This is a genomic window from Aeribacillus sp. FSL M8-0254 (assembly GCF_038008845.1).
Classification (GTDB): domain Bacteria; phylum Bacillota; class Bacilli; order Bacillales; family Aeribacillaceae; genus Aeribacillus; species Aeribacillus composti.
Genome location: NZ_JBBOZY010000001.1, coordinates 1709224 through 1730812 on the forward strand (window position 1 = coordinate 1709224; position 21589 = coordinate 1730812).

The window sequence follows — 21589 nt, forward strand, 5'->3', positions numbered from 1 at the left end:
CTTTGGTGCCAGACAGGGATGTCCGATATGTCCCTAAAACAAATCAAGCAGAGAAAAACAAACCGTTTTTCTCTGCTTGATTTCGTATGTTTTCAATTTTGTTTGAAAACAGCTGTCGGATGCCGGTTGCTTTCAGTATTTTGTGGCTAAAGCGCAATCCCAAACTCGACATGTACTTTGTCGAGACCCCCCAAAAAATATCTGTGGAAAGATCGATTGCCCTTGATGTGACCGAACACACTTTCTGCTTCGACTTTGCTCCGAGCGTAGATCGCGGCTTTTTCTTCACATTCAAGGGCTGCTTTTGCCTTTGCTTTCATTTCTTCGAAAATCGTATTCCAGTGAACTTGTCGGTTGCCTTTTGCTTTTGTGCACTGTGCTTTTAATGGGCAATCGGTACAATCTTCACATTCGTATATTTTATAGCTTTGTTCTAGCCAGACGGATTCTTTTGGTATTTTTAAACGGAATCTTCCTTCCGTTCGGGCAAAGAAAACAATCGTCTTGCTCAAGATACATCCAGTTTTTTTCTGTTTGAGGTCTTGTTTGTATTTGTGTGTCTGTTCTTGGCATAGGTTCCATAAGGAATCAGAAATTTAAATTGCGGTTCTTTCTCATCCCCCACCACATATACATAATTTTCTCACTGTCATATCCTGTATCCGCAATAACTGTTTGGGGCATCGGTAATGAAGTGGACGCTAGCTTCTCCATATGTGGGATAAAGCAACGTGTATCGGTTGGTCGTTGATGAATGGTATAAAACAAGATAAACTGATTCTCTGTCCCGATTTGCACATTATACCCTGGCTTCAGTTGACCATTTTTCATATGATCTTCTTTCATTCACATAAAAGTTGCGTCTTTATCCGTTTTTGAATAGCTGTTACGATCGCCAAAGATTTCATTCTGCTCCTTGTATTTGGCTAGTCGAGGTAAAAAATTTTCTCGAATCAGTTTTAAAGGTTTTTCCATTTCTTGCGTTCTGTTCGTTTTTCCTTCCGAACTTTTGTATCGGATTCCTGTTCGATTTCCTCTGTTAGGATTTCGACTTTTCTTCTAATTGTTGAGCGATGGCTTCCAAGTTTTGTTCCGTGATTTCTGGCTCTTCTTTCGCCTCTTTTTGTGCTGTTCCTGCTTCTAATTGGGTTAATTCTTGAATGTACTGAAGTGTTTCTTGAATTTTGTCTCTTAACTTCGCTTCAAATTTCGAGGTTGATTTTTTCCACACGAAAGAATACTTATTGGCATTGGCTTCAATCTTAGTACCATCCAAAAAGTAGTTTTCCATCGTGATGTAATTTTCTTCAATCAACTTCAGAATCATCGCTTCAAATAACTCATCCATTAGGACCTTCATCCGTCCGCCTCGGAATTCGTTGATTGTCCGGAAATCTGGTTGTTGCATCGCTGAAAGCCACATGGCAGGAATATTTTCTTTAACGAGTTTTTCGATTCCTCGACAAGAATAAACCTTTTGAGAATAAGCATACAGAATGATTTTCAGCATCATTTTGGGATGATAGGAACTTCTGCCGCCGCCTTTATAATGAGAAAACAATTGTTTATCTGGTATCGCCTCCACCATTTCGTCCACGACACGTGCCACGTGATGTTCGCGTATGAGCGATTCAATATCATAAATCATTTGAACTTGACGGTTGTCATATGGTTTGAAAGTAGGGGCTAAATTTCTTTTGGCAGGAGTTTTTTCTTCTTTTCCATCTAGAGGAAGTGTCATTTGTGTGTTATAATTTTCAGGAGTAATCATTTGATTGCTCATAAAAAATCGTCCTTTCTGTAATGTTGTGTCGCAACTTCATTTTACTAGAAAGGACGATTTTTTTGTGTACTTTTTTAATAAGTGAAAAAATGAGGGGCTCCAAAAAGTCAGTTACCCTGACTTTTTGGACAGCCCCTTTCTTACCTCTAGTCAAGTGTTTTTTATTAAATAATTTGGTTAATATAGATTTTATTTTGGAAGGAAGGGGTACCCCTTCCTTCCAAAATAAATTTTCGCATGACAAATAGACCTCACGATTTCCATTTTTTTCGCCAGGTCTTTGTGATATAATCTTACTTACGATTACTGATGCATTGTTGCCTTTTCGTAATCGTATTTCAGATTATGTGTGATAAGGTGATAAGCCGATTTCAAGAACTTATTCACGCATGCTATGGACGCAACTTTATGAGGTTTCCTCTGGGGTTGCGTTTTTAATTTATCATAATAATCTACAATATGATTTTGTGTATTTTTCCGTAGTTGGATCATGGTCTGGTTCATGTAAAATAGAATCTTTCTAAGTTTGTTATTTCCTCTTTTATTAATCTTGTCTTTATAAAAGGTATTCCCAGATTGATATCTCATAATATCAATACCGACGTAAGCATTCAGTTGTTTATGGTTTTTGAATCGTCGAATATCTCCTAGTTCTCCAATTAAACGAACTGCAGTCGTTTCTCCGATTCCTGGAAATGAAATTAAAATCTGATACTCTTGTTTATCTTTCGATAATTTAACCATCTTTTGGACAAGTTGATCTCTTTTCTCCTTCAAGTCTGCAATCCGTTTGGCATAATCCCGCACTTGTTCACAGCGAATATCATCTTTTGAAATTGCTGGATACGCTTCTTTTGCTGCTTCGATTAAAGCGATCCCTTTTTCTTCAGCACGTGCCAATGATAAGTTTTTTCTTGTGTTGGCTTTTAAACGATTACGAATCACTGTTTTTGAACAAACTAACACATGATCCGGATGAGAGTATAATTGAACGACATTCAAAAATAAAGCAGAACGTTTACTGAATAGCTTTTCTAACTCAGGAAAACTCAATTGTAGAATCGCATGTAAACGACTATATAAATGCGTCATTTCACTACTTAATTCATCATAATATCTCGTCATTGCACGCATTTGTTTATAATATTCCTCTTCTTGATAAGTTTGTTCACGTTCAGCTCTAAAGTGAGTTTTCGCAAGTTCATGAGCGTCGCTTTTATCTGTTTTTTGTCTCCTCATTGAAGCCATTTGAATATTCGCTTCGAGTGGGTTAACTCGATAATACATATAACCTTGATCACCTAAGAATCGTTCTAGTGGTTTTGAATATACGCCTGTTGCTTCAAAGACAATATCAGGTGCCTGTCCATCTTTTTGTGTTAAAGATATAAGGGTTTCGTTTAATTTCTCGAAAGAGTAACGGTTATGGGTTATTTCACCCTCATATTCGCATTGACGATAACGGTCGTAAATGACCATTGTACTTTTCCCCATACTGACATCAAATGCCACTACGTGTTTCATATTTTCTGCCTCTCCTTTTTAGCCAAACATAGAAGTTCTTCACATTGCCTTATCGATTCCATTTTCTTATACACGGTCTCTTCGGACCCAACATACTAAACTGATTCAAATAAGGATGTGAAGTTGGTCTGTTTTTAATACGGACTCTATTTGGTCCCAGGGGCTGTTCGACCTTCCTTCACTTCTACTATAAAAAAATAGTAGCACAAACCTTGGCCTAGGTCTGTACTACTAATGTTAGTATGTTTAATGAAACTCCTAACCTTTTTCAAGGGGTTTATTCATTTAAAAAGACATCCCCGGAAGCAAAAGTTACGGCCCGAAAATGATTGTTCCAAATACGAAGTAAATAGGTATTATCAGGAACAAGAATATATTCAAAATCTAATTTTGCAAAATCCTCAATTAAATATTTTACCAAATTTGTTACCAACTCGTGAAAAAAATTCGTCGGATTTTCGACAATGTTGATAAATGATATAAAAACAAGTTTTATTCAGTTTTGTTTTTTTGTAATATAAGAATATAGAAACAATCACCCCTTTGTTTGGTGTATAATAGTTTGTTCTAAGCATTTGGCTAGACCAAAAGAAAAAGGTTGGGTACTTTCTGGTTTGGTTAAATTTCCCTTAAAAGGAGAACTCTACCATAAAAGGAAGTCGTTGCGAAATGGTCCACATGTCCTCTGCAAAACGATATTCGATGGTTAAAACTTCGTTGTGAAACCGTTGAGAAAGAAGTGATTTATGTGATATTAGGGGTTGACAAAGAAGGATATCGCGAAATTTTCGATTTCTTTGTGGGGGCTGCGAGAAAGCGCATATGGATGGCAGGAGATTCTTCAATAGCTCTACAAAAGAGGCGTACAAGATGGGGCGTATTTGATTGCCTTTCGTGGCTGGAGAAAGCCTTTCAGACGGTTTATCCGAAAGCCGATGTGCAGCGCTGTGTCGTTCACAGAGTACGAAAAACGTTACATTGTATTCGGAGAAAAGATCAATTGGAAGTGGCAGAGGAACTCAAACTGATTTTTTATCTGCACCGAAATAAGGAAATAGTGATACAGATGTTTCAACAGTTTGAGTCGAAATGGTCGAGCAAGTATCCGAGAGAAAACAAATCTTGGGGCAATGAGTTGGATGTCATCCTCACCTTAATGGACTATCCGAGTAGTATACCAAGTGTGATTTATTCGACGAATGCCATTAAATGTACGATTAAGGAGATTCGAAACAACTAAAACCGATGAACAGTTTAAGCAATTTAGAAGCAGTTGAAAAAGTCGTATATTTGACGATTCAAGACTTTAACAGAAGTGGGAAGGACGGAAATTAAGAGGATTTGCCAAAGCATACGAAGCCCTTCAAGGAATGGTTGAAGGACGTTATAATTAACCAAATAATGTAAATCAATGAGGTGAGGGGATTTTCCCTTATCACACAGGAAACTGAAAATTCAGTCTCTAGTGTGAAAGGAACAGCCCCTCTCTATTCCAAATAGATTTCAGAGATACCCTATCTATTATACCTTACACAAAATTCTTGACGGTACCTGTTTAACAAACTTAAGAATCTCTATTTTGAAAAGAAGGTGAACTTATATGTTCAAAAATGCTAAAACATTGTTAATTGCAATGATAACTATAATTTCACTAATAGTAATAGTTGCAATAGGTGTCAAAACCGAACTAATTATATTAGATCCTAAAGGACCAGTTGGTATAATCCAAAAGGATCTAATTATGTATTCAATTTATTTTATGCTTGCCATCGTAATAGTGGTTTTCGTCTTGTTTACTTTTATGGTTATTAAATACCGTGATCGTAAAAATTTAAGTAGCAAGGATTATAAACCTGATATGCACGGAAGTACGATGCTGGAAATCATTTGGACAATCATTCCAATCTTAATTGTAACGGCATTATCGATTCCAAATGCAAAGGCGCTTTATGAATTGAAAGAACCTCCGAAATCATCTGCAGATAAAGAACCTATAGTCATCTATGCAACTGCTGCGGACTGGAAATGGATTTTTAGTTATCCTAAGGAAAATATTGAAACAGTGAATTACGTAAACGTTCCTGAAGATCACCCAATTCTTTTCAAAGTTACTGCTGCAGATTCTATGGCTTCTTTTTGGGTTCCGCAGATAGGCGGTCAAATTTATGGGATGCCCGGAATGGTAAATGATCTTTATCTACAGGCAGATGAGCCAGGAAAATATGAAGGCAGGAACTCAAACTTTACAGGTGAAGGGATGACACACCAACAGTTTAATTTTGTAGTCTTAAAAGAAGAGGATTATCAAGATTGGGTAAAAGAAACTCAAGAAAATGCGCCAAAACTAGTTGAAAAAACATATGAAAAATTAATGTTGCCTGAAACAGTTGACGAAATGACTTTTTCATCCACTCATTTGGAATTTGTAGATCATGGAAAAGATTCCGAATATGCAATGAAAATACGTGAAAAATATGGGGTTGAAATAAAAGGAATGAAAGTGAAAACTGACGGTAACGATGAAAATGATAGTGAAGAGATAGATTCAAAAAGTGAAGAAGCATCTTCAAATAGTGGATCTCACTCTAACCACTAAGAAGGAGGCCTCTAGATGTTTGATTTTATAAAGAATAATTTAATCCTTGATAATCCAATGATTCTTGCAGCAAATATTTCTATTTTATTAACAGTAATTGGAATTGTGTTTGCTCTTACTTACTTTAAAAAATGGAAATGGCTTTGGACAGAATGGATTACAACTGTTGACCACAAAAAAATAGGAATTATGTATATAATTGCTGCCCTATTGATGCTTTTCCGTGGTGGTGTAGATGCATTGTTAATGAGGGCGCAACTAACAGTTCCTAATAATGGATTCTTGTCTTCACAGCATTATAATGAAATATTTACAACGCACGGTACAATTATGATTTTATTCATGGCAATGCCGTTTTTAATCGGATTAATGAACGTCGCTGTTCCTTTACAAATAGGAGCTAGAGATGTAGCATTTCCTTATTTAAATAATTTAAGTTTTTGGTCATTTTTCTTTGGAGCACTTCTTTTTAACATCTCCTTTGTTTTTGGTGGTTCTCCAGATGCTGGATGGACAAACTATGCTCCTTTAGCTGTTGAAGGCAGTCCTGGACCTGGTATCAATTATTATTTACTAGGTATACAGATTTCTGGTATTGGTACGCTTATGACAGGTATTAACTTTATAGTAACGATTATTAAAATGCGTGCTCCGGGAATGACACTGCTTCGCATGCCAATGTTCACATGGACAACGCTGATTACTTCGTTTATTATTGTTTTTGCCTTTCCAATATTTACTGTTACATTAGCGTTAATGACATTTGATAGATTATTCGGAACGCATTTCTTTACATTGACTGATGGTGGTAACCCAATGCTTTGGGCAAACTTATTTTGGTTGTGGGGCCATCCTGAGGTATATATTGTTGTTTTGCCTGCGTTCGGTATCTTCTCAGAGGTTATTGCAACGTTCGCAAGAAAAACATTGTTTGGTTATAAATCTATGGTTACTTCTCTAGTCGTTATTTCTTTCTTAAGCTTCCTTGTTTGGGTTCACCATTTCTTTACAATGGGAGGAAGCGCAGCAGTAAACAATGTATTCTCAATTACAACGATGGCAATTGCCATACCAACCGGGATAAAAATCTTTAACTGGTTGGCTACGCTATACAAGAGTCGAATTCAATTCACTACAGCAATGATGTGGGCACTAGCGTTTATTCCAACGTTTGTAATTGGGGGAGTAACAGGTGTTATGCTTGGCATGGCTGCAGCAGACTTTCAATATCATAACACTTACTTCCTAATTGCTCACTTCCATTATACGTTAATTGCCGGAGTTGTATTTGCTTGTTTCGCAGGTTTTGTATACTGGTATCCAAAAATGTTTGGTCATAAAATGGATGAGCGGCTGGGAAAATTGGCGTTCTGGTTCTTTGCGATTGGATTTAATGTCTGTTTCTTGCCACAGTTCTTATTAGGATTTGCTGGTATGCCGAGACGTATATACACGTACGCTCCAGAAGATGGATGGACTGCATTAAATGTTGTTTCTACCATAGGGGCTGTAGGTATGGGGATTGGCTTTGTAATCCTTGTTTATAACGTATACTACAGCTTCCGTTACGCTAAAAGAGAAACGACAGGAGATGCGTGGAACGGACGTACACTAGAATGGGCAACAACAACAGCGATACCACCGCATTATAATTTTGCGGTTATTCCTGAAGTAAAAGGAATAGATGCATTTTGGCACATGAAACAAGAGAAAAAAGAAGATAAGAAAGAAAAAATTGAATATAAACCAATTCATATGCCGAGCAACTCAGCTACGCCGTTTATCATGTCTGTTTTCTTCTTTGTTGCGGGCTTCGGTTTAGTGTTTGAATTATGGTGGATGGCTATACTCGGTGGTATTGGTTCAATTGGATGTATGGCGTTCCGTTCACTTCATTCACATATTGATGACGAAGGGTACTACGTAAGTGTGGAAGAAATTGAAAAAACGGAAAACCTATTTAAGAAGGAGGCGTGATTTATGACACATAGCATGAATGTAGATCCAAACACGCCATTGGAATATCAGTCCAGCATTGGAAGATTGAACATATTTGGATTTTGGATTTTCTTAGGTGCTGAAGTTGCTTTATTTGCTACTATATTTGCGACCTATTTTACTCTTAAAGGTAGCACGGGTGGAGGACCACTTCCAATTGAAGTTTTTGATTTAAAAAACACAATAGTCATGACACTATTATTATTAACAAGTAGTTTTACTTCTGGTATAGCAATTCATGAAATGAGAAGAAAAAACGTTAAATCTATGATTATTTGGTTGATCATCACCTTATTATTCGGTTTAGGATTTCTGTATATGGAGATCTCTGAGTTTATACACTTAGTGCATGAAGGTGCTACTTTGGGTACAAATGCTTTCTGGTCTTCTTTCTATATCCTTACTGGAACACATGGTTTTCACGTATCACTTGGTATTGGCTGGATAATATTAGTTATTTTTCAAGTGCTTAAAAGAGGTTTAACACCTGATACTGCCAAAAAGGTTTTTATTTCTAGTTTATATTGGCACTTTTTAGACTTTATATGGATCTTCGTCTTTACAAGTGTTTACCTATTAGGGATGGTGGAATAATGGCAAATAAAATAGTTAATCATAATCATTTTCCGTGGTTACAGGTCATTGGTTTTCTCTTATCGATTGCTTTAACATTTTTAGCGGTTTGGTGGGGGCTTTATACAAACTTACCTTATAATACGGTCCTGATTCTAATATTTGGTCTAGCGTTTATCCAAGCAGCAATTCAGTTATTCATGTTTATGCACGTAACAGAAGGCGAGGGTAAATGGCAGGTAGGTAAGATGCTTTCTGCAGCTTTTTTCGCAATAGTAATTGTTGCTGGTTCTGTATGGGTACTGTATTCTATGCACTAAAAGGAACAATGCAAAAAGGTAAAACTCTAAACTATACCCGAATAAAGGATACTTTATGATAGCCTTTATTCGGGTTTTATATTTTTTGCAGAACTTTTATTGTCTTAAATCTTTATAAAGAAAGCTATAAAATGTAAAAATTCCCCATTAGATTCAATCTGCCTCCTTAAATCCCGTATTTGCCTTAAAAATCACCTCGGAGTATTTTTTCTCATCCCGTTTGGCGGAAACAAGCGTACCAATCAAACCACCGATAAAACCTGCTGGTACTGATATGAGCGCTGGGTTTGTCAGCGGGAAAATAGGATCGCCGACAAAAAAGGCTTTTCCAGCTTCAGGATGAATGACATTTGGGCTGATTGACACTAATACAATCGCTGTAATTAAACCAGCCAGCATGGCAGTGACCGCTCCGGCAGTGTTAAATTTTTTCCAATAAATCGTATAAACAATGACGGGCAAATTAGCGCTTGCCGCTACACAAAACGCAAGAGACACAAGAAATGCAACATTTAATGATTGAGCGCCAAGGGCTAGCAGGATCGAAAATGCGGCAACTCCAACAGAAGCCCATCTTGCAGCTAACACTTGCTGTCTTTCCGTAGCTTTTCCTTTTTTAATAATCTGTCCATAAATGTCATGCGCGAATGCGGACGCACCAGACAAAACTAAACCTGCAACAACAGCTAATATTGTTGCAAAAGCTACTGCAGAAACAAAGGACATTAAGAAATCTCCTCCAAGTGCTTTCGCAAGCAGCGGCGCCGCCATATTTCCAGCAGGATTTTCGGCTATAATCGTTTCTGAACCGACAAATTTGGCTGCACCGAATCCTAAGAAGATTGTCATGACATAAAAGATTCCGACAACCCAAGTTGCATTCACTACTGACGCACGTGCAGTTTGTGCATCTTTAACGGTAAAAAAGCGCATTAATATGTGAGGAAGCCCTGCCGTTCCCAACACTAAGGCAAGCATCATGGAAAGTAAATCGAGCGGATTTTTATATACAATTCCTGAATGCAAATAATTTTCGCCGTGTGGAGTCGCTTGTGACATCTCGTTAAACATGCCAACGATATTAAAGTTAAATTTCAATAAAACAAGGAATGAAATAATGACCGTTCCTGCCATAAGCAATAAAGCCTTTATGATTTGCACCCAGCTAGTTGCTGTCATTCCTCCAAATAATACGTAAATGGTCATCATGACTCCAACGATCAATACGGCGATCCAATACTCAATCCCCAATAACAATTTAATGAGTGCACCTGCACCAACAAGTTGTGCGATCATATAAAATATAACAATTGTAATGGAACTAAGAGCAGCTGTTGCACGGACTTTTCTTTCACTGAATCTTGAGTTGATCATATCTGCGAGTGTATATTTTCCTAAATTTCTGAGAGGCTCTGCAACGATGAATAGAACGAAGAGATATGCGGTTAAATAGCCGATGCTGTAGTAGAAACCATCAAATCCATTCAATGCGATGGCGCCTGCGATACCAAGAAATGATGCGGCTGATAAATAGTCTCCAGCTATCGCAAGTCCATTTTGCCACCCAGTCAAGCCTCCGCCGGCTGTGTAAAATTCGTTTGCGGTTTTTGTTCTTTTTGCAGCCCAATACGTGATATATAACGTGACTAAAAGGATGATTAAAAACAGAATAAATGCTGGTACACTCATGAAAGTGCAGCCCCCCTTATTTTATATTTTCTTCAATAATTTCTTCCGCCAATTGGTCAAATGTTTCCGCTTTTTTTACATACATCGTAGCGAATACCCAAACCATGACAAAAAGACCAAGCGAATAGAGCCATGTCCATGTAATCCATCCGATTGCTTTATGCTCCAAGATGGATGTATAACCCGTGAGAATCGGCAATAAAAAGTAAGTGATGAGAAAAACGATTATAATGGGTACAATAAAATTCCGCTTTTTTTGAATCAACTGTTGAAATTTGCTCGTTGCAACAATTTTCTCATAATCGAGAATGCGCTCCCCCTGTTCTTTTTCCTTTCCGAATGTTTCCATTGTACCATCCCCTTTCTTTGGTAATTTTCGTAATTTTTTGTCAATTACAATAATAAGTTATGCTAAAAAAATAGTCAATCATTTTTGTAAAACGTTTTCAAAATTTCGTTTGTAACATTTTGGAAGTGAGAGGCTGCATTGACACACAAAATGGAATCGTTTACACAAATGCGTTTGGATGTCCGGAAATCAGGAAGCTGAATGAATGCATAATCAGTGATGGCCATTCAAAAAAACAGTAAAATCTATTGTAAGATTTTACTGTTTCGATCATTTTTATTTCCAATGCTTTCGCAAAAATTCATCCCGTCCGGAAATTTCCCGATCTTTTTTGTATGCTTCTGGATTTTTTTGATAAAAATTTTGATGATATTCTTCTGCTGGGTAAAATGGCGCAGCCGGTAAAATTTTGGTTACGATCGGTTTATTGAATTTTCCGCTTTTGGCTAAGGCGAGTTTAGATTGTTCTGCCAGCGTTTTTTGCTCATTTGAATGATAGAAAATGGCTGTCCTGTACTGACTGCCTCTGTCGTGGAATTGTCCGCCGTCATCGGTCGGATCGATTTGCTGCCAATAAATTTCAAGGAGCTTATCATATGGGAACACCGTTGGGTCAAATTCGATTTGTACCGCTTCATAATGCCCAGTTGTCCCTGTTTTGACCTGTTCATAAGTAGGATTTTCAACATGCCCGCCCGTATAACCAGAAATGACTTTCTCAATGCCGTCCCACTGGTCAAAAGGTTTTACCATGCACCAAAAACAGCCTCCGGCGAATGTTGCTTTCTCTAGCTTCTTCTCCAATTTCTTCACTCCTGGTCCAGTTAGAATGAGTTAAAGTTTAATAATATCATAAAGTTAATGGCAAATCCCGAGATTAAACAGTAAAATTTTAAATTGCCATCGATAATAGCTATCCATAAAATGGAGGCTATAGAATAGATCGTGGTTCGTTTTCTAAAATTTTTATATTTCAAGATAAAAAATGTCGCTACTGATACGATGGAAAAGAAAACAGTTAAACCTAACATTCCGACAAATGGAGTAGACCAATAATAATTGTTAAAAATCGGGATGATGATTGTTGGTGTGTAAAACTTTGACAGCGAATAGATGCCAAACAGCCATGAGATAATCATGAAAACAAAGATGGAAACAGTTGTCAATTTAATTGCCAAAGGTATCTCCTTTCTGACTTTTATTCCGATCTGTTTAATTGTATTTTATGTATGCTGCACGTTGTTGTCAATTGATTAAGTTTATAAATGATATAATAAATGAGTGAGCTATCTAAAAGGGACTAAATTGAAGAAATGTAAAAATCTTCAGCCGAAAAAAGGCAATACAAAAAAATTAATTCGCTTCCGTTTAGGCGAGTAGAGTGGATCTTTTTATATCAGGCTGCGTGTCTTCTGAGCTAACAGTCAATCTTTTTCAAGGGGGACTCTTTTTTCGATTTAGGGGAGGGGAAGGTTGCAAGCTTCCAGCTTTGCAGCCAGATTGAACTAGTAGCTCGAACACAAGATGGTGAAACCAACCTTTTAAGCAGCCGAAGCGAAAAGGAGGGAAAAAGCTTGCATAAAAGATCTTTAGACGGTTTCTGCGTTCAACGAAAAAAGTCCATCTTTAAATGAAAATTTTCAATATTGTGGGGCTGACCCTGTTATTTCCAACGGAAGTAATCGAAAACAAGAGCAGGATTTTAAAAAACGATAAGAGGAGGAATCGACATGGTCTTTGCAGGAAAAACAGTCATTATAACCGGCGGTGCACAAGGGATCGGGAAAGCGATCGTTTCCGCCTATGCAAAAGAAGGAGCAACAGTTGTGATAGCGGATGTGAATGAACAAAAAGGAAAGGAAACAGCTGAGGAATATGGAGCGACGTTTATCAAAACGGATGTCAAAAATCATAAGGACGTCATCAAATTAATAGAAACGGTCAAACATACAACGGGAAGAATCGATATTGTGATTAACAATGCAGGTGTTTCAAGATTTAAATCTCTTTATGAGCTAACGGTTGAGGAATGGGATGACATATTACAAACAAATCTTCGCAGCGTATTTTTATTTGCAAAGGAATCGGCAAAATATATGCGAGAAAATGAAAGGGGAGGTTCGATCATTAATATTGCTTCAACAAGAGCGTTCATGTCTGAAAAAGATTCGGAAGCGTACGCTGCATCTAAAGGCGGCATCGTTGCTTTAACACACGCTTTAGCTATTTCATTGGGGGAAGACAAAATCAGAGTTAATTGTATAAGCCCCGGCTGGATTGAAACGAACAACTATGAACTGCTTACTGAGCGCGATCATCTACAGCATCCTGCAAAGCGAGTCGGAAAACCGGATGATATTGCCAGAGCGTGTTTGTTTTTAACTCATCCCGACAACGATTTTATTACGGGAGAAAATATTATTATTGACGGCGGCATGACGAAAAAAATGATATATGAAGAATAAATCTTGATAAAAGGTAAGGAAGCAAGAGAGCCCCATTCGTTCAAAAAAAGCTCTCAGCAGGACGTGGTCGTAAATCCTTCACCGAGCGGCACTTTGCTTATTCGAAGGCTACGTCAATGTAAGATGAAAGAAAAAGGTGATTCTTGGATGAAACAGACGGATTACTCAGAAGGAAATATTTTAAAGCAGCTCATCACTTTTTCCTCGCCTATTTTATTAACGAACTTGCTTCAAGTTTCGTATCAAATAATTGACAGTTTATGGGTTGGAAACTTGCTGGGGGCTCGTGCATTAGGGGTGGTGTCTCTCTCTGGAACTGTCATTTTCACAATTCTTTCTTTCATTATCGGGATCAACCAAGCAACATTAACGATTTTGTCCCAATTAAAAGGAAAACGCGATGAACAAGGGTTGAAACGGTATGTGAATGCCTTTGTTGTCACGCTGTTTATATTATCGATTTTGCTTGGAGTTTTTGGATTTATTTTTGCCGAACGGATTTTATTTTTGCTTGGAACACCTGAAAGTTTAATTGCAGATGCATCCTTATACTTGCGAATTAATTTTCTTGGAATTATTTTCTTATTCGGCTACAATTTTGTGGCGACATTGATGCGTGCGCTTGGAGAAAGCAAAGCTCCGGTTTATTTTGTTGTTTTGGCTGTTCTTTTAAATGCCGCTTTAGATCCATTATTTATTTCTGGATTTCAATTCGGCATAGCCGGAGCGGCTTATGCAACAGTGATTTCCCAAGGGATCGCCTTTTTATTCGGAATATATTTGGCGATTCATTACAAATTAGTTCCTTTTACATGGCCGCGTATGCCGAAAAAAGAAGAAGTTTCTCTTATTTTAAAAATCGGGGTTCCGTCCGGCATGCAAATGATGGTCATTTCCGCTGGAGTGACGGCGATCATGAGCGTTGTAGCTAGTTTTGGCGAAGACGCGCTGGCCGGATTCGGCGCTGCTCAGAGGCTCGATAATATTATCTTGCTTCCCGCAATGGCCCTCGGAACTGCTGTCAACAGCTTGGCAGGCATAAACATTGGTGCAAATCGATGGGATCGAGTTTATAAAATTGCTCAATATGGATTGATGTATAATTTAGCTATTATGGTTTTGATATCATTGCTAATTCTCTTTTTCGCCCGTTTTGGTGTGGAATTATTTATCCAGGAGGAAGAAGCGGTGCAATTTGGTGTGAATTATTTAAAAATCGTCGCTTTCTTCTATCCGTTTCTTGGCATCAATTTTGTGTTAAACGGTGTTGTTCGTGGATCTGGTGCGATGATGCAAGTCTTAATTTTAAACATCATCTCGTTTTGGGTGCTGCGTTACCCGCTCACATACCTTTTTTCCAATTGGATCGGCGAAGACGGCATCGGTGTCGGAATGGGCGTCAGCTTTGTTATTTCCAGCTTATTCGCCTTTTTATATTTTAGGCTCGGCGGGTGGAGGAAAAAAGAATTGTTTCACGGTACAGTTTAAATAAACAGCCATCCCATAAAACTATTATAGGGATGGCTCGCTCTTTAGCATATCGATAAAATAGAAGATCATCCGGGCTGTCAGCCCCCAAATCACTTTATCTTTATAATAATAAAAATGTTCTTCTATTTTCGGTGAATTCCATTTATATTTTTTTCCTCCGATGATGCTTTCATAAGGAAAATTTTCTTCAGGTTCTGCCCGAAAATGAATTTCATAAATTTCAGGCTTCGTTTCTAAAAAGAATTGAAAAGGAACTGTAAATACTTCGCCGACTTCGTCTTTGTTTGGCTCTAACGAAGCGTCAGGGTCGATCATGCCGACAAAAGGATAAACAACCGTTCCGTAGGCAGTCATCACATAATCAAGCGGATATACATGCTGAATCATATCGGCTGAAATACCTAGCTCTTCTGATGTTTCGCGAATAGCTGTATGTTTTTCATCGTGATCGGTCGGCTCAACTTTCCCACCTGGAAAACAAATCTCGCCCGGCTGCCTTTTTAATTTTTTGGCGCGTACTTCAAACAACAAATGAACTTCATCATTTATTCGCATAAACGGAAGCAATACCGCAAATTTTACTAAACGATCCATCCCAATTATCGTCGGAGTATGATTTTTAACCTTCTTTATAATATCTTCGATCTCCATACTGTCACCTTCAATCTAACATAATCGATTAATTTCATTATAAATGAAAAAAAGAACTGGTTGGCGAATGGCATGCATATTTTCGAATAAACGTAAAAAATTTCGCAACAATAAATAAGAAGATGATGATATATATGAGAGGTGAGCAAAAATGAAGTGGTTTAAAAACAAAAAACGTACACATGAACAAACGGAACTCGAAAGAAGAACGGATGTACATGACTTATATGAACCGTCCCGTGAAGCATATGGTCAAGCATATAACGTAGAAGATGGGACAAAAAACAAAAAATAAAAATTTTATAGACAAAGTGCTGTCTCCTAATTCCTTTTTAAATGGCGAAGATCTACAGAATATATAAATGATTTCTGTGGATCTTTTTAGTTGTTAAGGATTTTTCTAAAAGTAGAAATTTTAAGGAATTGAACCTTTTGCAATAAATGAAACGCTGCAAAGATGGTCTGAAATTGCGATTAGAGTATTCATATGCCGGTGGCACAATATTATGTTTCGTTTATAAAAACAAAAAACATGACAATTATGTAAAATATGATATAGTTTACATATAACAAAACATATGTAAAGACATCAGAAAGAGGTGAAGTTGACAAGATGAAAGAGATGTCAACAAAAAAGCTATTAGGCATTGCGGGAATCGCATGGCTTTTTGATGCAATGGATGTCGGCATTTTATCTTTTATCATTGCCGCGTTAAAAGAAGATTGGAATTTGACGGCAGAACAAATGAGCTGGATCGGGAGCATCAACTCGATCGGCATGGCTGTAGGGGCATTTTTCTTCGGTCTCTTGTCAGACAAAATTGGCAGAAAAACTGTCTTTATTATCACATTATTGTTATTTTCGATCGGCAGCGGCCTGTCGGCTTTTACAACCACATTAGCGGTATTTTTGCTGTTAAGATTTTTTATCGGCATGGGGCTGGGGGGTGAATTGCCAGTAGCATCAACGCTAGTATCAGAAAGCTCGCCGACAAAGGATCGGGGAAGAATGGTCGTGCTGCTTGAAAGTTTTTGGGCTGCAGGATGGTTGATCGCGGCAATTATATCTTATTTTGTTATCCCTCAATTTGGCTGGCGTCTCGCCCTTATTTTAACAGCTCTTCCGGCTTTTTATGCGATTTATTTGCGCATGAAGCTTCCGGATTCAAAAAAATTCAAATCGATACAAACAAAATCAAATGTATGGAAAAATATCGCAGCTGTCTGGTCAAAAAAATATGTGAAACAAACAGCTGTACTTTGGGTGTTGTGGTTTTCTGTTGTTTTTTCTTATTACGGGATGTTTTTATGGCTTCCAAGCGTTGTGATGATGAAAGGCTACAGTTTAGTGCAAAGCTTTGAGTATGTTCTTATTATGACGATTGCACAGCTTCCGGGATACTTTAGTGCGGCGTGGCTCATTGAACGAATTGGTAGAAAATTTGTTCTTTCTCTTTATTTATTTGGCACTGCACTGAGCGCATTCTTTTTCGGATTTTCCGATACAACGGCAGAGCTTTTAATATCTGGAATCTTTTTATCATTTTTTAACTTAGGGGCTTGGGGAGCGCTTTATGCTTATACACCTGAGCTTTATCCAACAGAAATTCGCGGGACAGGTGCGGGAATGGCCGCATCGTTCGGAAGAATTGGTGGCATTTTCGGGCCTTTATTAGTTGGTTATTTAGCCGCTCTCAAAGTTTCCATGGTAGCCATTTTTTCAATTTTTTGCGCTGCCATTATTATTGGAGCACTAGCTGTTCTATTGTTTGGACAAGAAACAAAAGCGTTGGAGCTGGAGTAAAAATACAGCCTCTAAAGGAATTAACCCTTTAGAGGCTCATTTAATTTGAAAATAATCAGCTAGTTGATTGGCCAAGTAGCGTAGTTCAGGATATTCATGGAGATTTGACAACATTCCTTTAATGACCGGAATTCTTGGCTTTTCAGCCGTTATTTCAGCTTCTAACACTTCAATCGTAATGTTTAACTGTCCATCATCGATTATAGAACGGCTCATTTCTTTTATCTCATTTAAAATGTTCAACGGATGGCTGGGGGATTGAGAATGATTGAACATTTTGGTCATGATCTCAGCTGGAATGATGGGGTCATTTTGTTTTGCCAGCATTCCTTTGACTAAATCATCTGCTGTTTGCAAAATGTATTTTGCTAATTTTTCCTCATCTACTCTCACCCTATTTTCAAATATGAGGAACTGAATGAATGAAAAAAAGATTCCTTGAACGATAATGTTTACATCTGCTATATACTTATCAATTGACTTGCCGTAAATGTTTTTCAGATTGTTTGTTAAAAAATGAAAAAAATCGTTTCTTAGGTTTTGTAACAACGAATCAATTTTTTCATTATTTTCTTTTAAATTTTCATGCATCTGCGTAATAAATATTTCTTTATGCGCCAAAAATTCTTTTAATTGAACAGACAATTGTTTAATAAACCGCTCTTTTGGATCTTCGTAATTTGCCCCGATTTGCTCCGTTTTTTTCTTTAACTGACTAAAAAACTGCTCCAATAATTTAATTAACAGCTCGTCTTTTGATTTGAAATAAAAATAAAACGAACCTTTCGGAATGCCACATGCATTGGTAATTTCTTGGATGGAGGTGGAAGAAACGCCTTTTCGAGCAAACAGCTTCATCGCAGCTTCAATGATTAAACGTTCTTTTTCTTTCACATGAACATCCCCTTATTGTCGGAAAAAATTTTATTAGTTTAGTTGACTACTAGTTAACCGGTCAATTATAATGACTATATAGTCAACTTACTATAAGTATGTATAAAAAAAGGAGAATTGTCAAATCTTCATGAAAGGAATGGGACTTGGTGGAGAACATTATTAAATTTTCGCTCCGTAACAAACTGGCTATTTGGATTTTAACTATCATTGCAATTTTTGCGGGACTATTTTCTGGATTTAATATGAAGCTGGAGACGATCCCGGACATAAACACTCCCATCATAAGTGTTACGACTACATATCCAGGTGCAACCCCTGAAGAAGTACAAGAGAAAGTGACGGTTCCTATTGAAGAAGCTGTTCGCAATTTGAACGGGGTGGAAATCGTCAGCTCTAATTCGTTTGAAAATGCATCTTCTATTCAAATCGAATACAAATTTGAAAAAGATATGGAACGAGCAGAAGAGGAAGCTGAAAAGGCAATCGAACAAGTCGAACTTCCGGATGGAGCAGGAGAGCCTAAAATTGCAAGATTTAGCATGAACGCTTTCCCTGTTTATACAGTGAGCTTTTTTGATGAAGGAAAAACACTTCCTGAATTAACTGAACTGGTTGAAGACATCATTGTTCCTGAATTGAAAGGAATTGATGGAGTAGAAAGCATTGTAACTTCTGGACAGCAGGTAGAAGAGGGGCGGCTTGTTTTTCATCAAGACAAATTAAAAGAGCTCGGGCTAAATGAGGAAACAATAAAAGATTATATTCAAGGTGCGGATCTCCGTGCGCCATTAGGTCTTTATACATTTAAAGACACGGAAAAGTCTGTTGTCGTTGACGGAAATATTACGACAATTGACGATTTGAAAAAGCTTAAAATCCCAGTCACTGGATCAGCACAAGGGCAGCAAGCTGGAGAGGCGCAAATGAGCCAAGTGCCAAACGGTTTGTCTAAAGCAAATGGTGCAGCGCCAAATCAGGCGATCCAGCAGCAAAGCATTGAATTGCCAACAGTCGAATTAGGAGAAATTGCCGATATCGAAATCGTCGGAAAAGCTGAATCCGTATCAAGAACGAACGGAAAAGAAGCAATCGGACTGCAAATTGTAAAAGCTACTGATGCGAATACAGTTGAAGTTGTGAATGAAGTAAAAGAAAAATTGGATGAATTAAAAGACGAATATAAAGGCCTCGGAGTCGTTTCAACGCTGGACCAAGCGGAACCGATTGAAAAATCTGTTGAAACAATGCTGAATAAAGCGCTGTTCGGTTCGATTTTTGCAGTTATTGTCATTTTGCTGTTTTTGCGCAACATTCGTTCAACGTTGATTTCCGTGGTGTCAATTCCGCTTTCCATATTAATTGCATTAATCATTTTGCGTGAAATGGACATCACGTTGAACATGATGACGCTTGGAGCTATCACAATGGCGATCGGCCGTGTCATTGACGATTCGATTGTCGTCATTGAAAATATTTACAGACGGATGACATTAAAAGGGGAGCCGTTAAAAGGGAAAGAGCTGATTATTGCAGCGACAAAAGAAATGTTTATTCCTATTATGTCCTCAACCATTGTGACGATAGCGGTTTTCTTGCCGCTCGCATTTGTCGAAGGGATGGTCGGACAGCTATTTATGCCGTTTGCCCTTACGATTGTATTCTCGCTTTTAGCGTCCCTTTTAGTGGCGATTACTATTGTGCCGGCACTTGCTCACGTTTTATTTAAAAAAGGAGTAAAACGGAAAGGCGAAAAAGAAAAGGAAGCTGGCTTTTTGGTTACTAACTATAAAAAAATATTAAATTGGTCTTTGAACCATAAATGGATAACATCATTGATTGCGATCCTGCTTCTTGTCTCCAGTCTGTTTTTAATTCCTGTCATCGGTGTAAGCTTTTTGCCGAATGAACAAGAAAAGCAAGTTATCGTAACGTATGATCCGGATCCAGGGCAAACGCTGGAAGAAGTAGAAGATATCGCATTGAAGGCAGAAGATTTCCTTGTCGACCGTGATCATGTAAAAACGATTCAATTGTCTGTCGGAAGCGAAAATCCGATGAATCCTGGAAATCGAAATCAGGCCATTTTCTTTATTATGTATGAAGATGACACACCGAATTTTGAAAAAGAAAAGGAGAAAATTGTTAAAGACTTAAATGAATTAACGAACGAAAAAGGCGATTGGGGCACCATTGACATGATGATGGCAAGCAATGAGTACACATTGCATGTGTTTGGCGATTCGATGGAAGATATTGAGCCTGTCGCCCAAAAAGTGCAAAAAATCTTGGAAGATGAAAAAAACTTGAAAAATGTCGAATCAGGTTTATCGAAAACTTATGATGAGTTCACGTTTGTTGTTGATCAAGAAAAGATGAGCAAGCTAGGATTGACCGCTGGGCAAATTGCGATGGCATTAAGCCAACAGCATGAACGGCCGGTTTTAACAACAATCCAAAAAGAAGGTCAAGACATTGAAGTTTATATTGAAGGGGAAGAGCAAACATTTGATTCGATTGATGAGATGAAAAAGAAAACCATTCAGTCCCCACTTGGCATGAATGTGAAAATTGGAGATGTAGCGAAAGTAAAAGAAGGCGAAACATCCAATACGATTACTAGACGCGACGGAAAATTTGCAGTATCAGTCAGTGGAGAGATTACTACTAATGACGTTAGCCAAGTAAATGCAAACATTCAAAAGAAAATAGATGGTTTAGAATTGCCGCCTGGTGTGAACATTGAAACAGGTGGAGTGTCCGAACAGATCAATGAGTCGTTTTCACAATTAGGATTGGCTATGCTCGCTGCCATCGCTGTTGTCTACTTTGTGCTGGTGGTTACGTTTAGTCAAGGACTTGCGCCTTTTGCCATTCTATTTTCACTTCCATTTACCGTCATCGGCGGATTTGTAGCGCTATGGCTTGGGGGAGAAACATTGAGCGTTTCAGCTTTGATCGGTGCGCTCATGTTAATCGGTATTGTTGTGACGAATGCGATTGTGTTAATTGACCGTGTCATTCATAAAGAGCGTGAAGGACTTTCTACAAGAGATGCGCTCATTGAAGCAGGGGCAACTCGTCTAAGACCGATTTTAATGACTGCGCTGGCAACAGTTGGAGCATTGCTTCCTCTCGCATTAGGTTATGAAGGAGATGGAGGCATGATCTCGAGAGGACTTGGTTTAACCGTCATCGGCGGATTGACCAGCTCGACTTTGCTGACTCTCATCATTGTTCCAATCGTCTATGAAGTATTAAGCAAATTTAGAAGAAAAGCTCCAATCGAGGAATGATAAGAAAAAACCTGAAAAGCACTGAATAGGCTTTTCAGGTTTTTTTGCATAACTTGCTGAAACAGTTTTATGAAAATAAGAATATCAATTGTTTTGAAAAATTTTCAAAAGGGTCAATTATTCAAATTCCGGCAATAAAAAAACGCGCTAAAAAGC

General features: G+C 37.9%; 20 protein-coding genes. 10 read left to right on the forward strand and 10 right to left on the reverse strand.

All coding sequences use genetic code 11. From position 1 onward, the window contains the following. Positions 1-146: 146 nt before the first annotated feature. From NSQ44_RS08280 to NSQ44_RS08290, 4 genes are all read right to left on the reverse strand, one after another. A complete protein-coding gene (locus tag NSQ44_RS08280; protein ID WP_340856485.1) occupies positions 147-512 on the reverse strand; it encodes a transposase in 366 nt (121 codons plus the stop codon). Between the two features lie 76 nt (positions 513-588). Further along, a complete protein-coding gene (locus NSQ44_RS19010) occupies positions 589-846 on the reverse strand; it encodes a transposase (RefSeq protein WP_445659499.1) in 258 nt (85 codons plus the stop codon). A gap of 193 nt (positions 847-1039) precedes the next feature. After that, positions 1040-1783: a transposase gene (locus NSQ44_RS08285; RefSeq protein WP_340856486.1), complete on the reverse strand. Its 744-nt coding sequence runs from the start codon at positions 1781-1783 to the stop codon at positions 1040-1042. Positions 1784-2086: 303 nt separating this feature from the next. Further along, the gene (locus tag NSQ44_RS08290) at positions 2087-3307 is read right to left on the reverse strand and encodes an IS110 family transposase (protein WP_340856487.1); all 1221 of its coding nucleotides are present in this window, start codon (positions 3305-3307) and stop codon (positions 2087-2089) included. 748 nt (positions 3308-4055) lie between these two features. On the opposite strand from NSQ44_RS08290, the gene NSQ44_RS08295 reads away from it, so the two are divergent. The 5 genes from NSQ44_RS08295 to qoxD all read left to right on the forward strand — a co-directional run bounded on the left by NSQ44_RS08295 (position 4056) and on the right by qoxD (position 8794). Next, entirely contained in the window at positions 4056-4547 is a 492-nt protein-coding gene (locus NSQ44_RS08295; RefSeq protein ID WP_340856488.1) for a transposase, read from the forward strand. Between the two features lie 360 nt (positions 4548-4907). Then, positions 4908-5903 carry a cytochrome aa3 quinol oxidase subunit II gene (qoxA, locus tag NSQ44_RS08300; protein WP_340856489.1) on the forward strand — a complete coding sequence of 332 codons (996 nt, stop codon included), beginning with the start codon at positions 4908-4910 and terminating at the stop codon, positions 5901-5903. Positions 5904-5918: 15 nt separating this feature from the next. After that, positions 5919-7880 carry a cytochrome aa3 quinol oxidase subunit I gene (gene qoxB, locus NSQ44_RS08305; protein ID WP_340856490.1) on the forward strand — a complete coding sequence of 654 codons (1962 nt, stop codon included), beginning with the start codon at positions 5919-5921 and terminating at the stop codon, positions 7878-7880. Between the two features lie 3 nt (positions 7881-7883). After that, positions 7884-8495: a cytochrome aa3 quinol oxidase subunit III gene (gene qoxC / locus NSQ44_RS08310; protein WP_340856491.1), complete on the forward strand. Its 612-nt coding sequence runs from the start codon at positions 7884-7886 to the stop codon at positions 8493-8495. Next, positions 8495-8794, forward strand: a complete 300-nt coding sequence (qoxD, locus tag NSQ44_RS08315; RefSeq protein WP_340856492.1) for a cytochrome aa3 quinol oxidase subunit IV — start codon at positions 8495-8497, stop codon at positions 8792-8794. Before qoxC ends, qoxD begins: the two co-directional genes overlap by 1 nt. A gap of 153 nt (positions 8795-8947) precedes the next feature. On the opposite strand, the gene NSQ44_RS08320 is transcribed toward qoxD, so the two are convergent. The 4 genes from NSQ44_RS08320 to NSQ44_RS08335 all read right to left on the reverse strand — a co-directional run bounded on the left by NSQ44_RS08320 (position 8948) and on the right by NSQ44_RS08335 (position 12010). Then, positions 8948-10483, reverse strand: coding sequence for a solute symporter family protein (locus NSQ44_RS08320; RefSeq protein ID WP_340856493.1), 1536 nt, complete (start codon positions 10481-10483; stop codon positions 8948-8950). A gap of 16 nt (positions 10484-10499) precedes the next feature. Then, positions 10500-10832 (reverse strand): DUF485 domain-containing protein, encoded by a 333-nt coding sequence (locus NSQ44_RS08325; RefSeq protein ID WP_063389591.1) that lies wholly within the window; start codon positions 10830-10832, stop codon positions 10500-10502. 276 nt (positions 10833-11108) lie between these two features. Continuing rightward, positions 11109-11636 (reverse strand): peptide-methionine (S)-S-oxide reductase MsrA, encoded by a 528-nt coding sequence (msrA, locus tag NSQ44_RS08330; RefSeq protein ID WP_094245694.1) that lies wholly within the window; start codon positions 11634-11636, stop codon positions 11109-11111. A gap of 20 nt (positions 11637-11656) precedes the next feature. Beyond that, positions 11657-12010, reverse strand: coding sequence for a hypothetical protein (locus NSQ44_RS08335; protein WP_340856494.1), 354 nt, complete (start codon positions 12008-12010; stop codon positions 11657-11659). 552 nt (positions 12011-12562) lie between these two features. On the opposite strand from NSQ44_RS08335, the gene NSQ44_RS08340 reads away from it, so the two are divergent. Next, complete coding sequence (locus NSQ44_RS08340; RefSeq protein ID WP_066246619.1) at positions 12563-13297, forward strand: SDR family NAD(P)-dependent oxidoreductase; 735 nt, start codon at positions 12563-12565, stop codon at positions 13295-13297. 147 nt (positions 13298-13444) lie between these two features. Further along, positions 13445-14785, forward strand: a complete 1341-nt coding sequence (locus NSQ44_RS08345) for an MATE family efflux transporter (RefSeq protein WP_340856495.1) — start codon at positions 13445-13447, stop codon at positions 14783-14785. A gap of 24 nt (positions 14786-14809) precedes the next feature. Here the strand turns inward: NSQ44_RS08345 and NSQ44_RS08350 are convergent, their stop codons facing one another. After that, positions 14810-15439, reverse strand: a complete 630-nt coding sequence (locus NSQ44_RS08350) for an NUDIX hydrolase (protein ID WP_340856496.1) — start codon at positions 15437-15439, stop codon at positions 14810-14812. 151 nt (positions 15440-15590) lie between these two features. On the opposite strand from NSQ44_RS08350, the gene NSQ44_RS08355 reads away from it, so the two are divergent. Beyond that, complete coding sequence (locus NSQ44_RS08355; RefSeq protein ID WP_158640157.1) at positions 15591-15734, forward strand: hypothetical protein; 144 nt, start codon at positions 15591-15593, stop codon at positions 15732-15734. Positions 15735-16052: 318 nt separating this feature from the next. Beyond that, positions 16053-17243, forward strand: coding sequence for an MFS transporter (locus tag NSQ44_RS08360; protein WP_340856497.1), 1191 nt, complete (start codon positions 16053-16055; stop codon positions 17241-17243). 36 nt (positions 17244-17279) lie between these two features. On the opposite strand, the gene NSQ44_RS08365 is transcribed toward NSQ44_RS08360, so the two are convergent. Then, positions 17280-18137: a TetR/AcrR family transcriptional regulator gene (locus NSQ44_RS08365; protein WP_340733671.1), complete on the reverse strand. Its 858-nt coding sequence runs from the start codon at positions 18135-18137 to the stop codon at positions 17280-17282. 149 nt (positions 18138-18286) lie between these two features. Here NSQ44_RS08365 and NSQ44_RS08370 point away from each other — a divergent pair, with 149 nt between their 5' ends. Beyond that, positions 18287-21433 (forward strand): efflux RND transporter permease subunit, encoded by a 3147-nt coding sequence (locus NSQ44_RS08370; RefSeq protein ID WP_340856498.1) that lies wholly within the window; start codon positions 18287-18289, stop codon positions 21431-21433. Positions 21434-21589: the final 156 nt, after the last annotated feature.

What these genes read in the sequence shown, in the direction of transcription:
- NSQ44_RS19010 (WP_445659499.1), bottom strand. Translation starts at nt 846, where the DNA reads ATGAAAGAAGATCATATGAAAAATGGTCAACTGAAGCCAGGGTATAAT.
- NSQ44_RS08285 (WP_340856486.1), bottom strand. Translation starts at nt 1,783, where the DNA reads ATGAGCAATCAAATGATTACTCCTGAAAATTATAACACACAAATGACA.
- NSQ44_RS08290 (WP_340856487.1), bottom strand. Translation starts at nt 3,307, where the DNA reads ATGAAACACGTAGTGGCATTTGATGTCAGTATGGGGAAAAGTACAATG.
- qoxA (WP_340856489.1), top strand. Translation starts at nt 4,908, where the DNA reads ATGTTCAAAAATGCTAAAACATTGTTAATTGCAATGATAACTATAATT.
- qoxB (WP_340856490.1), top strand. Translation starts at nt 5,919, where the DNA reads ATGTTTGATTTTATAAAGAATAATTTAATCCTTGATAATCCAATGATT.
- qoxC (WP_340856491.1), top strand. Translation starts at nt 7,884, where the DNA reads ATGACACATAGCATGAATGTAGATCCAAACACGCCATTGGAATATCAG.
- qoxD (WP_340856492.1), top strand. Translation starts at nt 8,495, where the DNA reads ATGGCAAATAAAATAGTTAATCATAATCATTTTCCGTGGTTACAGGTC.
- NSQ44_RS08320 (WP_340856493.1), bottom strand. Translation starts at nt 10,483, where the DNA reads ATGAGTGTACCAGCATTTATTCTGTTTTTAATCATCCTTTTAGTCACG.
- NSQ44_RS08325 (WP_063389591.1), bottom strand. Translation starts at nt 10,832, where the DNA reads ATGGAAACATTCGGAAAGGAAAAAGAACAGGGGGAGCGCATTCTCGAT.
- NSQ44_RS08340 (WP_066246619.1), top strand. Translation starts at nt 12,563, where the DNA reads ATGGTCTTTGCAGGAAAAACAGTCATTATAACCGGCGGTGCACAAGGG.
- NSQ44_RS08345 (WP_340856495.1), top strand. Translation starts at nt 13,445, where the DNA reads ATGAAACAGACGGATTACTCAGAAGGAAATATTTTAAAGCAGCTCATC.
- NSQ44_RS08350 (WP_340856496.1), bottom strand. Translation starts at nt 15,439, where the DNA reads ATGGAGATCGAAGATATTATAAAGAAGGTTAAAAATCATACTCCGACG.
- NSQ44_RS08355 (WP_158640157.1), top strand. Translation starts at nt 15,591, where the DNA reads ATGAAGTGGTTTAAAAACAAAAAACGTACACATGAACAAACGGAACTC.
- NSQ44_RS08360 (WP_340856497.1), top strand. Translation starts at nt 16,053, where the DNA reads ATGAAAGAGATGTCAACAAAAAAGCTATTAGGCATTGCGGGAATCGCA.